Origin of the sequence: Gemmiger sp. An120, from assembly GCF_002160955.1 — a bacterium.
GTDB classification, from domain to species: domain Bacteria; phylum Bacillota; class Clostridia; order Oscillospirales; family Ruminococcaceae; genus Gemmiger_A; species Gemmiger_A avium.
On record NZ_NFLN01000003.1, the window covers coordinates 249,343 to 262,447 of the forward strand.

Consider the following 13,105-nt stretch of genomic DNA (forward strand, 5'->3'; position numbering starts at 1 on the left):
TTTAATCTTCGCCGAACAGCTGGTTCATCACAGCTTCGGTGCTGACGGAGGCGGCTTCGGCCACCCGCTGATTTATCATCAGATGCAACTGTTCCTGGTCCGCCGCCATCTGAGCCATAGTCTGGGCGTCAAACACCTGCCCCAGAATTTCCACCTGCCGCCGGGCATTGGCTGCCGGTTGTTCCGCTTCCAATGCGGCGTTGTTCTGCGGCGAGGCATCCGGTTCAGGAGAAAGGGATGCGGCCAGAGCTTCGCTTTTTTCCTCCGCTTTATGCAGACTTTCAAGGGCTTGCGCCTGTGCTGCCTTCGCGCGGTTCATGATCTCATTGATGTCCATTGCCATCCTCCTTTTCGTCAGGCAAGGTGTGCCAGACTGGCGGCTGCCTGTGTCGGAACAAAAAACGCTTTGTTCGTTCTAGCAGAAATTCCACAAATCGGAACCAAAGCTGGCCGAATATCGTCACCGCCACGAGCAGGCCCAACATCCAGAAAATCTCATCCCATGGCATCACTGCCTCATTTCTTGGCAAAGCGGTTCATGAAGAAATCCGTGAAGGCTGCCAGCTCCTCATCCTGAGAAACATATACATACAAACTTTCGCCTTCCAGCCAGTCGTAGGCGTTGATGGCGATGTATGCCTGTAAAGCGTTTGCGCAAGGTGGTGCTGTATCCATGGGCAGCGGATATTCTTCGCCAATATGTTGAGCGGCTGCAAAAAGAGGGATATTCGTTTGCTCAAATTGAGAAAATGCGGCTTTCCTATTCGATATGGCACAAAGAAGCCCTCGCTCCTTTTCAAATGGAGGCTGCCATCAAGAGGCTTCTTCGAAAAGCGGGAATTCCGAGTATACCGATCCCTCACACCCGGGAGGGAAAAACGGAAATGACGATTAAGGAGCCAAGCTACTCACTGCTTTACTTGGATGCGCAATACATCGCCGGCCTCTGTGGAGCAAATCTGCCGATGCTGCATGCTATGTTCGGGATGGCCTGGACCGAAATGGACGAAGAATCTTATCTTGACCTTCTCAGCGATGAATATGCTGTGGCGCGTTATCTGCATTTGAAGCGCTTTTCTCCCTATGAACCCGCTTTGCTGAAACGCCGCGTGCTGATGGTTCAGAATAGCACCCGGGAATCTCAGAACTTTAGTATTTCATCGCATTACGCAATATCAGCCAGATGGAGGAAAAAACCCGATGACAAAAATCATTGAATACAGCGGTGTGAAATTTTGGGTGAGCTTTTGCTATCCGAAAAATTTAGCGGGTACAAAATCTCCTTGCCGCGCGTTGGTGACGCCGCTCGACGAAAACGAGAGGAAAATCACCAAAAGGCAGCTGTGTGGAAAAGACAGCGATGAGCCGGTAAATTGTTTTGTATCTGGCTTGGACCCGGAAGATATTGAACAGAACCACATCCCGGATGTTGTCAACCAATTACTTGGACTGATGCAGCAACGGGGGTTGTATACTCTATCTGATTGTGGCAAGCTGTCGCAAGAAACAGACTTGGCGGTGATCGCAAAAGCGGTAAAAGACACCTTTTTCGAAAAGTACAGTGCCAAATACAAGTGGGCGCAGAGTACCTGTTATAAGTATCGGCAACAGTATGATTATATGACAGAAGCTCTACAGGGTATTGATTATCGTACTCTCACGCCTGATACGGAAAGTTTGATACAGGAAAACATTTGTCGCGCGGCATTGCTGGACACCAGAAAAGACAATGAATGGGTTCCTGGCTTGACGCCCCCCGCTTCGGCTAAGACACGGCTGTATCTTTTTTATCGGCTGCTGGAGCTCCTGCGCAATACAGAAGACTATGATATTGCTTTGACTCCTTCGCGTTACCAGGGAAAAACCTCACGAAAAAAACTGCTTCTTGCACGTACCGATCATGCCCGTAATTTGCCCAATGACCTTTTGCAAAAGTTATGTAAAAAGGATGTGCTGGATGGGCAAATTGGGATTTTAGCAGATACAGGTTTGCGGATCAACGAATACGGAGGCCTGCTGTTTTGCTCTATCGGGTATACAGATGGTTCACAGGGCCGCATGTATTTTATACGGGTCAGCGGCCAGCTTAGTCGGCAAAATACCCGCACGGAATACCCTAAGACAGACCCTTCCTATCGGCTCATTCCAATTTCACAGGAACTCGGAGAACAGCTGATAGCCGAGCGGGAAAATCTTGAACTGCGGTATGGCGATATGTCTTTGCTGCTGCGCATTGGTCAGCCGGAAGAATCTGAGTATTACACCGATGCCGTCACCATTTCCTCCCATATGCGGCAACTGAAGGAACAGATTCCCCAGTTGTTGCGCCAGCCTGAATTTTTGGAAGAAATGCGCAAAAATCGTCCTTACACCTTTGATAAAGCCAGTCAGGACAAATATCTGAATAGCATGTTGACTTCTCATGCTTTACGTCGCTATTTTTGTACCTGGCTATATACGGTGAGTGGGGTTGAGACCAATGAGATTTATTCTCTCATGGGGCACCTGAACAAAAACATACGGCAGCGCTCAGGGCCTTGCGGGCCAACGCCGGCCGAAATATATCGTCTTTGCCTGTTGAAACATGTCAGTCCGACCCTGTTTCACACCCCACACTCTTTGAAATACAATCTGGGGGAGAAATACCGTGAAACAGAAGTACCTGCTTGCTCTGTGGAATTTACGATACCGCCTGAAACATCCTGGGAAATCGTTGTTGAGGATTCTGAGCCTTTTAATCACTTGACATTTTCGGGAGATGGAATCATATGGGATGTCAGGTATCAAGATGAGTTTCGGCCGGACCCGAATCGATATGCTCTGCTGGCGACCGAAGAGATGTATACCATCCAGTCAAAAGGCAAATTTTTGGATGCGTTGAAAAAGGCAACAAAAGGCGAGAAGCTCAATAAATAGGTTGTATTCAACCTATTTATTGGTATAATGAAAAAGGAGGTGGTTTTCTCATGTTGCTTGATACCCGTGAAATGATTTCCGTGACTGAAGCCAACCAAAATTTCTCTCGGGCAACCAGGATTGCCGACCAGCGTGGCAAAGCCGTGATCTTGAAAGGCAACCGGCCCAAGTACTTATTGCTGGACATCGAAGCGGACCCGCGTTTGCTTTTGTCGGATGATGAGCTGATCGGGATTTCTGCCACCCGCATTTTCAAAAATCACCGGGCAGCGTTTGAGGAGTTGGCAAAATGATTGTATTGTCCACACAAAAAGTAATGCAGCTTCACCAGTTCCTCATGCAGGAGACCGGCGGGCTGGATGGTATCCGGGATGAGGGTCTGTTTGATTCCGCTGTGCAAGGTCCCTTTGCCACGTTTGGAGGTCAGGAGCTTTACCCCAGTATCGAAGAGAAAGCAGCAAAGCTGGGAGTTACCCTCACTAAGAATCATGCTTTTCTGGATGGAAATAAGCGCATCGGTGCCTATGCACTGCTCATCTTCCTGGACGTAAACGGCGTGGCAATGGAGTACTCTGATGCTGACCTGATTTCTCTGGGCCTTGGTATGGCCGACGGCACGCTGGATTACGAAGTTGTTCTGGGCTGGATTCACAAGCATAAGACAGGGGAGCTTTCCCAGCCTAATCCAACTTGACATCATGCACAAAACAAAGGCGCTAAATTTTGTGTTTTGACGGACGTGAAACCAGATGTTCGGGCATACTTTTATGGATTTTTGATAACAAGTCTGGCCTGTGCCGCTTTCGTTATGGAGCGGATTCATTATCCTTTCATTATGCGTCAGAAAACGGGAAGCAAAGCATCCTCTTAAAAAACGGGTTTGCGGGCGGCTCCGTGTCACGGAACCGCCCGCAAACCCGCATAAACACAAGAAAAAAGCACCCATCTTTCGATGGATGCTTTCTGGTGGAGATAAGCGGGATCGAACCGCTGACCTCTTGAATGCCATTCAAGCGCTCTCCCAGCTGAGCTATACCCCCACATGTTCGGTTATCAGCAGCCGTTTGTTGACTGCTCGATTATTATAGCAGGCCAAAAACAGATTGTCAACACCTTTTTGAAATATTGAGCTGTTTTTTCAAAAACAAGCAAAAAGGGCAGGCAGCGCTCGGCACGCTGCCCGCCCCTTTTCTTTTTAGCGGTTACTTTACTTCCGTCATCCACAGGCCATGGAGATTGCAGTACGCATACACCGCAACCGCCTTCTCCTCACCCAGTTCAAACACAGCGGCAGGCTTGTCACCGGGCTTCAGGGCACGGCGGCAGCCGCCGTTCTCGGTCTGCACATAGATCCACTCAATAAAGTGCTCCGGCAGCATGGGGTGATCCACCGCGCCTACGTTCACGCGCAGGGTGCTGCCCTCCACCGTGACCACCGGCAGGTGCTTCTCGCCGGCCGCGTCCACCGTGTTGGGCACCAGCGGCTCCATCTTTTCGCCGCAGCAAACCACCGGCACACCGGAATCGTGCACCATACCGATCAGGTTGCCGCAATGGCGGCAGATATAGAATCTTGTTTTCATAGCAAAACCCTCCTTATTTCAGGCTGTGCAGGTCTTTCCGGCCTGCCCGGAACGAACCCCGGCCCGGGTAGTCTGGCCTGCCGGGCTGGCCATATCCCCGGCACCGGGAATTCCGTTCCTGTCTGTTATCATCAGTATACTTCAAATCCACCGCCGGTACAATAGACGAATCCTGACGAAGAAGCATTTGCTTCCTATTGTAGGATGTGGAACCGCAAAACAGGTCTGTGGTATAATTAAGGGCGCTATATGAACGGTTCGGAAATAAATCAGTTCTAAGAAAGGGAAAAGCCTATGGGGAAACGGAATGCAAAACGGGTTGTGTCACAGCCCTTGAACGGACTGTACCTGGTGCTCACGCTCTTACTGTGCATCATGATGGAAATTCTGGTGTTTGACCGCGGCTATAACAAAGTACAAAGTGAAGCAGAACTGTCTGTAAAAGAGCAGGTCAGCCTGGCAGCAAACCGATTGGCCGCCACAGTCACCGACACCAAGGATGCCTATATCATGCACTCCATGGATCAGAAAATGAATCAGATTCTGTCCGCCTATGATGAGCCTTATACCCTGGAATATATTGTGGAATCACAATATCTGAAAAACGCAGTATACTATTTCCTGTCGGGGAATTCGCTTTTTGCCGACATTGGATTTGTGCGCCGTGAAGGCTCCATTATCACCTACAACTCTCTCACCAATCGGGACAAAGAAGTTCTGCGTCAGGTAGTAAACCAATATCCACTGGGCACAGACTACATGCTTTCACCGGTCTATGATAACCAGTCTCTTCTTGGCAATCAGCGTCGCTTTTTGGTCGTGCGGGAAATGTTTCAGAACACCAAACGGGAAAGCATTGGATTCATGGCATTTTTTCTGGACGTAAATGTGCTGACGCAGCGGCTTTCCCAGCAGATTGGCAAAATGGAGCAGGAGGGTGGACTGATGCTGCTGGAAGGCGACTCTCTGATTTACAGCGGATCAAATGGTAACGCCCCGCAGGATACAGCCGCGTTTGTACAAGCTGCCCGGCAAACGGGCGGCACCGCCGGAAGCGGCCTGACCCGGATTGGGACGCATAATTATGGCTTTGTTCTGGCGGAGGAGCCATACACCGGCTGGACGGTATTGGGATATTACGACGCAGACCGTCTGCTGTTGGATTGTGTGCGGGATACCGCACCGCTTTCGGCCGGTATTCTCTTCGCTTTCATCGTGATTCTGATTATTGAGCTGCGCTCATTCCGCTTTTTGAATCAGACAGTGCGTGCCCTGAAAGAGGCTATGCAGCAGGCTGAGCAGGGACGTTTTGTTCAATTGGAAAGCCCGCTGCAAAAGAATCCTGAGCTGCACACCGTGGTCAGCGGATTCAACCATATGTCGGCCTCTCTGCAGCAGCTTGTATATGATAATTATGTGACCCGCCTGCGCAGCAAAGAAGCAGAATTGAAGATGCTTCGCCTGCAGATTAATCCGCATTTTCTATACAATACCCTAAACCTGATTCAGTCTCTGGCAGTGCTTGGAGAAAACGATAAAGTAGCGCGTATGACCGAAAATGTAGGCCAGATGTTCCGTTATAATATGGCGGGCGCTTCCCGGGTACGGGTGCGGAATGAGGTGGAACTGCTGCGTCGTTATTGCGAGATTCAGCAGGTACGTTTTCCGGGCAAGCTGCGGCTGGAGTGGGACGTGGCAGAAGAACAGCTGGACTGCGCCATGGAAAAATTCACCCTGCAGCCTTTAGTGGAAAATATCTTCAAGCACAACCGCTTGCATGATCCGCTTCAGATCCGCATCAGCGTAAAGAAAAACGAAGCAGAGGAACTGGTTTTGGAAGTATGGAACAGCGGGCCCGGCATGGATCCGGACCGGTTGGCGGCAGTGCAGGCCGAATTGGCCGACGGAAAGGTTGGTGATAAAGAAACTTCCATCGGATTGCTAAATGTGAATGAACGGATACGGATGGCGTTTGGCGCCCAATACGGTGTGGAACTTTTCAGCGGACCCGGCCAAGGGGTACTGGCACGGGTAACTATGCCCTGTTTGATGATGGAGGAGGACAGCCATGAATATTCTGGTGGTTGATGATGAAATTTACGCTCGCAAAGCGTTGATTAAGCAGGTAACGGAACTTCTGGGCAGCCGTCCCTGCGAGCTGTACGAAGCCCAGGACGCGGAAACTGCCCGGCTGCTGCTGTCCCGTATTCCGTTTGATCTGGTTCTTACCGATATATGCATGCCCGGGCAAACCGGTCTTGATCTGGTAGAATATATGGTCAGTAATCAGATGGCGGCGCAAGCAGTTCTGGTAAGCGGCTACGCAGAGTTTGATTATGCCAAGCGTGCCATGGAACTGGGCGTTCGGGAATATCTTCTCAAGCCCATTGAACAAGAAAAACTGCGCCGGATTGTAACCGATGCTGTAAATCGAAGTGAGCAGGCCCGGGACGAAAACCTGACCCAGAATCTGAAACGGCTTGTCCGCGGTGACACCACGGCAGAACTTCCGTTTGCCGCTGCAGCATACAGGCTTGTTTTGCTGCAAGCCAGCAAAGACATCACGCCTTCTCTGTACCGAAGCATCTGCACCGAATGCCGCGGCAAGGGTTTGCGCCTGGCCTACGCGGTGGACCCGCTGAACGCCACACGGATAATTCTTCTGCTGGATGATGAACAATCGCCTCTGGACTTTCTGGGCACACGTTTGGCGAATTTGCATCTTATTGCCGGTGCAAGTCTGCCGTTTCAGGACGCATCCGGAGCCGCGGAAGCTTTTCGGCAGGCACAGAGTGCGATTGGCGGCTGCATCGCCAATGCTTTCTGCCGCCTGTTTGTCTACCAGGAGCCGCGCAAGCTGATGTTTACGGAAAACGAACTTGCCCTGTTCAGCGAATATCTGGAAAAAAACACGGCCCGCGCCCGCACCTACAAGGAAAAATTGCTGGAGCGCCTGGTGCTGGACGGAAGCGAATACTAGAACATCGACTTTCTCTACGGCAAATTGGCTACCGCAATTCAGATGTGCGCATACAGCCATACCGGGCGCCTGGTCACAATGCGCAGTTTGGGCAGTTTTGAAAGTGTATATGAAATTGACCTGTATCTGAATGAGCGCATCGAAGAACTTAACCAGCCTGATCAAAAGGATGGCTGTTCCATGCAGGACGTTGTGGACTATCTGAACGAAAACTATTTTGACTTTATCTCACTGGATGCACTTGCCAGAGAAAAATACTTCATGAATCCCCGTTACTTTGGAAAACTGTTCAAGGATTACACCGGTTGTACCTTTTCTCAGTATCTTACCCAAATCCGCATGGAGCATGCGCGCGACTACCTGGCAAAGGAAAACTACACGGTTTCCCAAGTGGCGTATATGTGCGGATATAATAGTGTTTCCTATTTTATTCAAACTTTTAAGAAAGTATATGGTGAGACTCCAAAACAATTCGAGAAAACTGACTTTTGTGATATCTGAACCCCTGACTTTTCTGATATTTTGGCCCGGGGCCGCATGCTAGAATAAGGTCAAGGAACCGAACCGAATTTACCCATATAGCAAAAAGGAGGATGTTTATGAAACGATTTCTTGCTCTGATCCTGTGTGTAGCCTTATGCCTGAGCCTGGCAGCTTGCGGCAGCGGGTCATCCGCCTCCGGCGGCGGGTCCAGCACCGGAACGCAGGAGGGCACGGTATCCGGTGAGATTGAAATTCTGCTGCACAAAGTGGAAATCAATGAAATCATGAACACCATGATCGCCGAATTCAACAAAGAGTATCCTGACGTTAAGGTTGTGCTGAATGCGCCCGGCGACACCAGCACCGTGCTGCAGGCACGTGCTGTTGCCAACGATATGCCGGACATCGTAACCTTCACCTACAACAACAGCGATCTGGCCTATGTCCGCGACGGCTTCTACCTGGATCTGACCGATCAGGCTTTTATGCAGAATGTGACCGACAGCGCCCTGGAGAGCAACAAGATCGACGGTAAGAATTATTACCTGCCCTATATCTCCAACGCCTATGGCGTGTACTACAACGTAGACATTTTCGAAGCCAACGACATCGCGATTCCCACCACTCTGGACGAGCTGTACGCCGCTTGTGAAAAGCTGCAGGCCGCCGGCATCACCCCGATTGCTTTTTCGGATCAGGAACTGTGGACCCTGGGTCACCTGGGCGATCGTCTGATGGGCCTGATCTTTGACGATGACGGCACCTTGTTTGAAGAGATTGCCGCCGGCGAAGCCTCTGCCACCGAGCACGAAGGCATGCGGGAAGTTGCCGAGATCTACCTGAAGCTGCATGAGTATGGCCAGCCTGACAGCCTTGGTGTCGGATACGAGCAGGCTATCAGTGCATTTGCCAATGGCGAAGCCGCTATGATGCTGCAGGGCACCTGGCTGCTGTCTCTGGTCAAATCCGCCAATCCCGAGATGAACGTGGATGTGTTCCCCCTGCCCGGCCGCACCGCCGACGAGACCCGTGTGGGCATCAACATGGATCTGGGCTTTGCCGTATCGGAGTCCTCGGAAAACCAGGAAGCTGCCCTGGCATTCCTGAGCTGGATGTCTGATCCCGAAAATGCTCAGATGTTCGCCGACATGGAAGGGTCTACCTCTCTGATCAAAGGCGTGGAGGTTGCCACTCCGGAGTTTGCCAAGATGTCCGAACTGATCAGCGCCGGCAAGAGTTTTGTGATCCCCCGCGGTTACTGGGCACCTTCCATGGTCAACGAACTGCAGAATGCGCTGCAGCGCCTGGTGTCCAGCAAGGATGTGGATCAGTTCCTGCAGGAAATTGACGAAGGCGTAAAGGTAGCCTACGCCCAGAGCTGATCCGGCCTGCAGACCGATATAGGAGCAAAACTGTGGCGCGACCGAAGGGAAACCACTGTGGTCGCGCCACAGCTGTATCCGGCTGAATGAGGAGGCTTTGCTTATGAAGAAAAAGTTCCTGCTGCGCGAAGATACCCTGACCGATTTCATTATCACGCTTCCGGGGCTGTTTCTCTATACTTTGTTGTTCATGGTTCCGGTGGTTATGGGCTTCTTCTACAGCCTTACCGACTGGAATGGCATCAGTAAGAAATTCAATATTGTAGGTTTTGCCAACTACGCTGCACTGATGAAAGACACCCGCTTTGCCGGCACCGTGCGGTTTACCGTCTATTATACAGTTCTGCTGATCATTGGGGTTGTTGTCATCTCGCTGACCACCGCGCTGGTTCTGAATTCCCGCATTAAAGGCGGAAATTTCTTTCGTGCAGTATTCTTTTTCCCGGCTGTACTGAGCCTTATGACGGTGGGTCTGATCTTCAAAGAACTGTATTACCGGGTGCTGCCGCTTGTGGGTGAATGGCTCAACATTCCTGCGCTGCAAACCAACATCCTCGCCAACGAAGATCTGGCCATCTACGGCATTCTTTTTGCCAACATCTGGACAGCCTGTGCGATTCCCACCCTGCTGTTCTATGCCGGGCTGAAAAACGTGCCTGCCGATCTGTATGAAGCTGCCGATATCGACGGTGCCACCGCATTCCAGAAATTCCGCCGCATTACCCTTCCGTTCCTGATTCCCACCTTCAGCATGGTCTTTATCCTGCAGCTGAAATTGGGCCTCAGTGTGTTCGACTATGTCCTGTCCATTACCGGCGGCGGCCCGGGCGGCGCCACCGAGTCGATCGGTACCATCATCTACAATACCGCGTTCACAGACCGGCGCTTTGGATACGCCACAGCCGAATCGGTAGTTCTGTTCCTGATCATTGCCGTGATTTCTCTGATTCAGGTTCGCATGACGCGAGGCAAGGAGGTAACCGTATGAAGCGCAAAGGTCTTGTTTTGCGGACGTTCAGTTATGTGTACGTCCTGATCGGCTGCCTTCTGATCGGCGGCCCCATGTATCTGACTGTCGCCAACGCGATGAAGGATACCCAGCAATTCACCAACAACTTTTTTGCCCTGCCTGAATCGTTCTATCTGGAAAATTTCATCAACGTTATCTCCAAGGCCAACTATTTCCGTTACGTATTCAATTCGGCCTTTGTTATGGTAGCAGGCGTTGCGCTGATCCTGCTTCTGGTTCCGCTTACCGCATTCCCAGTTGCCCGGCACATGCGTACCAAACGTTATTACCGCTTCCTGTATTACTTTATCCTGTTGGGCATCTTTGTTCCGTTCCAGGTCAAGATGCTTCCGATCGTTAAGTTGATGGCCAGCCTGAAGCTTATGAATCCGGTAGGTCTTGTTCTTCTGTACGGCTGCGGTGCCCTCTGCCAGGATATTTTCCTGATGGTAGGCTACATACAAACGTTGCCCCGCGATCTGGAAGAAGCCGCCGCTATTGACGGATGCACCCGACTGGGTACAATGTTCCGGATTGTGTATCCCCTGCTCTCCCCCATGCTGGCCACCATCCTGATCAAGGACGCTCTCTGGATCTGGAACGACTTCCAGATGCCGCTTCTGATCCTGAACGTAAGCACTGACTACTGGACGCTGCCGTTGTTCCAGTACAATTTCAAGAGCACCTATTCTGTAGACTTTACCATGGCGTTTGCGGCTTTCACCCTGTCGATTCTGCCTATGATGCTGATTTTCCTGGTGGCGCAGAAAAAGATTATGGGCGGACTTACCAGCGGCGCTGTCAAATCCTAAAGGAGGACATACTATGAAACTGGGATTTCTCACCAATGTAATGGTCAGCTGCGGAATTTCCGACCTGAAAACCATTGCTGCCTGGGGCGCTGAAAACGGATTTTCCGACCTGGAAGTAGGCCCCACCGTTCCTCTGTGCGAAGAGGATGTGGCCCAGATCCGGGAGGAAGGCCGTATTGACCTGTCGGCACTGATTTTCTGCCGTAACTTTTTGAGCAACGACACCCTGCAGGCGGAGGAGTTCAAAAAGCAGATCATCCGCCGGATTGAGATTGCAGGCCGGTACCATATTCCCAAAGTTTTGTGCTCAACCGGTATTGCGCCGGATTCTTTTGACGGTGTTCGGTTTGATCCCCGCAAGAGCCTTGACCGTTCCACTGAGTTCCTTAAGGTGATGGTAGCCAAGGCGGAAGACCTGGGTGTCACCCTCTGCGTGGAGAACTGCCCCCTCATGGGGAATATCGGCTTTGCGCCTTTCATGTGGGATGAGCTTTTTGCCCGGATCGACAGCCCGAATTTCAAACTGGCATTTGATCCGTCCCATTTTGTTTGGCAGATGATGGATCCCTACAAGGCTGTTCGGGATTACGGCAGCCGCATTGCACACGTGCACGCCAAGGATACCGAGATTTTGTGGGACGAACTGCAGCGTACCGGTATTCTCTTCTGTCCGAAGTATGTGGAAGACAGCAGCGAGGGCTGGTGGCGGTATCGTGTGCCGGGCCTGGGCCAGATCGACTGGAAAAAACTTATTGATCGTCTGCGGGAAGCCGGCTTTGACGGCACCATCAGCATTGAGCATGAAGACCCGATCTGGAGCGGCAGCCAGGAAAAGGTCAAGGAAGGCCTTGTCCGGGGTCTGCGCCATATCCAGAGTTGTCTGTAAGGCGGCGCGCCATTGAGGTGATGTAAATGGATATTCTCAGGATCGGTGTGGTAGGATGCGGCCGTATCAGCGGCGTATACCGTGCCGCTTTGAAACAGCTGGCAGATGAAGTACAGGTAGTATGGGCTGTGGATAAGGTGTTGGCGCGTGCACAGCAGTTTGCAGCAGATTTTCCCGGCTGCCGGGCCTCCGACTCCCTGGAGGATATGCTGGCTGATCCTCCGCAGGTTGTTCACATTCTGACCCCGCATCATCTTCATAAAGCGCAGGCAATCGCCTGTTTGCGGGCAGGCTCTCATGTACTTACCGAAAAGCCGGTCGCGCTTAGCCTTTCGGACGCGCGGGAAATGGCAGAAGAAGCACGCCGCTGCGGCCGCTGGCTGTCGGTGGTCTCCCAGAACCGCTATATTCCGGGCATCCAGCATGCCAAGGAACTGATTCAGGCGGGAAAGCTCGGTGCACTGCGGGGTGCCTGGTCGCAGCTTACCTGGTGGCGACCGCCTTCTTATTATGAATGCGATTGGAAAGGTTCCTGGGAAACCGAGGGCGGTGGTGTGGTCATTGACCAGGCCATTCACAGCATTGATCTGGTGCGCTGGCTTATGGACAGCCCGGTTCATGCCGTACAGGGCCACATTGCCCGCCGCATTCTGACCCGTATCGAGGTAGAGGATGAGGCTGACGCCGCCATCGAGTTTGAAAGTGGTGCGGTCTACGCATTTTTCGCCTGCAACTACTATACCCGCAATAGTCCGATCCGCGTGGAGATTGACGGAGAAAAAGGTTCTGTTCTGTTGGAGGGCGAAACGGTTACGGTTTCTCTCCAGGGACAGGAGCCTTACCGGATCGCCCCCTCCTGCGATCCGCACACAGGAGAAAACTACTGGGGCAACAACCACCTTGCCCAGATCCGGGAGTTTTACCGCTGTATCCGGGAAAACCGGCAGCCGCCGGTAACGCCGGAAGACGCCACAGCCACACTGGAAGTGGTGTTGGCGCTGTATCGCTCGGCAAAGGCCGGCACCCGACAGGATCTGCCTTTGCCGGAGTAATG

At 51.8% G+C, this 13,105-nt stretch carries 14 protein-coding genes and 1 tRNA gene; 12 read left to right on the top strand and 3 right to left on the bottom strand.

Translation table 11 applies throughout. The features are described 5' to 3' along the window. Position 1: 1 nt before the first annotated feature. On the bottom strand, positions 2-337 hold the full coding sequence (locus B5E65_RS04465; RefSeq protein WP_087170566.1) for a hypothetical protein: 336 nt from the start codon (positions 335-337) through the stop codon (positions 2-4). Between the two features lie 298 nt (positions 338-635). On the opposite strand from B5E65_RS04465, the gene B5E65_RS16160 reads away from it, so the two are divergent. The 4 genes from B5E65_RS16160 to B5E65_RS04490 are packed head-to-tail and all read left to right on the top strand — an operon-like array spanning position 636 to position 3,610. Then, the gene (locus B5E65_RS16160; protein ID WP_162614081.1) at positions 636-1,217 is read left to right on the top strand and encodes a hypothetical protein; all 582 of its coding nucleotides are present in this window, start codon (positions 636-638) and stop codon (positions 1,215-1,217) included. Continuing rightward, positions 1,201-2,916 carry a site-specific integrase gene (locus tag B5E65_RS04480; RefSeq protein ID WP_087170569.1) on the top strand — a complete coding sequence of 572 codons (1,716 nt, stop codon included), beginning with the start codon at positions 1,201-1,203 and terminating at the stop codon, positions 2,914-2,916. Before B5E65_RS16160 ends, B5E65_RS04480 begins: the two co-directional genes overlap by 17 nt. A 50-nt stretch (positions 2,917-2,966) precedes the next feature. After that, the gene (locus tag B5E65_RS04485) at positions 2,967-3,209 is read left to right on the top strand and encodes a hypothetical protein (protein ID WP_058964398.1); all 243 of its coding nucleotides are present in this window, start codon (positions 2,967-2,969) and stop codon (positions 3,207-3,209) included. Next, positions 3,206-3,610 (top strand): type II toxin-antitoxin system death-on-curing family toxin, encoded by a 405-nt coding sequence (locus B5E65_RS04490; protein WP_087170570.1) that lies wholly within the window; start codon positions 3,206-3,208, stop codon positions 3,608-3,610. The genes B5E65_RS04485 and B5E65_RS04490 overlap by 4 nt, the downstream gene beginning before the upstream one ends. A gap of 270 nt (positions 3,611-3,880) precedes the next feature. Here the strand turns inward: B5E65_RS04490 and B5E65_RS04495 are convergent. After that, positions 3,881-3,956 (bottom strand) — tRNA-Ala (locus B5E65_RS04495). 162 nt (positions 3,957-4,118) lie between these two features. Then, complete coding sequence (locus tag B5E65_RS04500) at positions 4,119-4,499, bottom strand: desulfoferrodoxin family protein (protein WP_087170571.1); 381 nt, start codon at positions 4,497-4,499, stop codon at positions 4,119-4,121. Between the two features lie 294 nt (positions 4,500-4,793). Between B5E65_RS04500 and B5E65_RS04505 the strand changes: the two genes are divergently transcribed. The 8 genes from B5E65_RS04505 to B5E65_RS04540 all read left to right on the top strand — a co-directional run bounded on the left by B5E65_RS04505 (position 4,794) and on the right by B5E65_RS04540 (position 13,103). Further along, a complete protein-coding gene (locus B5E65_RS04505) occupies positions 4,794-6,587 on the top strand; it encodes a sensor histidine kinase (RefSeq protein WP_087170572.1) in 1,794 nt (597 codons plus the stop codon). Next, positions 6,568-7,479 (top strand): response regulator, encoded by a 912-nt coding sequence (locus B5E65_RS04510; RefSeq protein ID WP_087170573.1) that lies wholly within the window; start codon positions 6,568-6,570, stop codon positions 7,477-7,479. The genes B5E65_RS04505 and B5E65_RS04510 overlap by 20 nt, the downstream gene beginning before the upstream one ends. 78 nt (positions 7,480-7,557) lie before the next feature. Beyond that, complete coding sequence (locus tag B5E65_RS04515; protein ID WP_158098516.1) at positions 7,558-7,980, top strand: helix-turn-helix transcriptional regulator; 423 nt, start codon at positions 7,558-7,560, stop codon at positions 7,978-7,980. A gap of 98 nt (positions 7,981-8,078) precedes the next feature. Further along, positions 8,079-9,344, top strand: a complete 1,266-nt coding sequence (locus B5E65_RS04520; protein ID WP_158098517.1) for an ABC transporter substrate-binding protein — start codon at positions 8,079-8,081, stop codon at positions 9,342-9,344. Between the two features lie 103 nt (positions 9,345-9,447). Next, positions 9,448-10,332 (top strand): carbohydrate ABC transporter permease, encoded by an 885-nt coding sequence (locus B5E65_RS04525; protein WP_087170576.1) that lies wholly within the window; start codon positions 9,448-9,450, stop codon positions 10,330-10,332. Further along, positions 10,329-11,165, top strand: coding sequence for a carbohydrate ABC transporter permease (locus B5E65_RS04530; protein ID WP_087170577.1), 837 nt, complete (start codon positions 10,329-10,331; stop codon positions 11,163-11,165). Before B5E65_RS04525 ends, B5E65_RS04530 begins: the two co-directional genes overlap by 4 nt. A 13-nt stretch (positions 11,166-11,178) precedes the next feature. Next, positions 11,179-12,051, top strand: coding sequence for a sugar phosphate isomerase/epimerase family protein (locus tag B5E65_RS04535; RefSeq protein WP_087170578.1), 873 nt, complete (start codon positions 11,179-11,181; stop codon positions 12,049-12,051). 26 nt (positions 12,052-12,077) lie between these two features. After that, positions 12,078-13,103 carry a Gfo/Idh/MocA family protein gene (locus B5E65_RS04540; protein WP_087170579.1) on the top strand — a complete coding sequence of 342 codons (1,026 nt, stop codon included), beginning with the start codon at positions 12,078-12,080 and terminating at the stop codon, positions 13,101-13,103. Positions 13,104-13,105 lie beyond the last annotated feature (2 nt).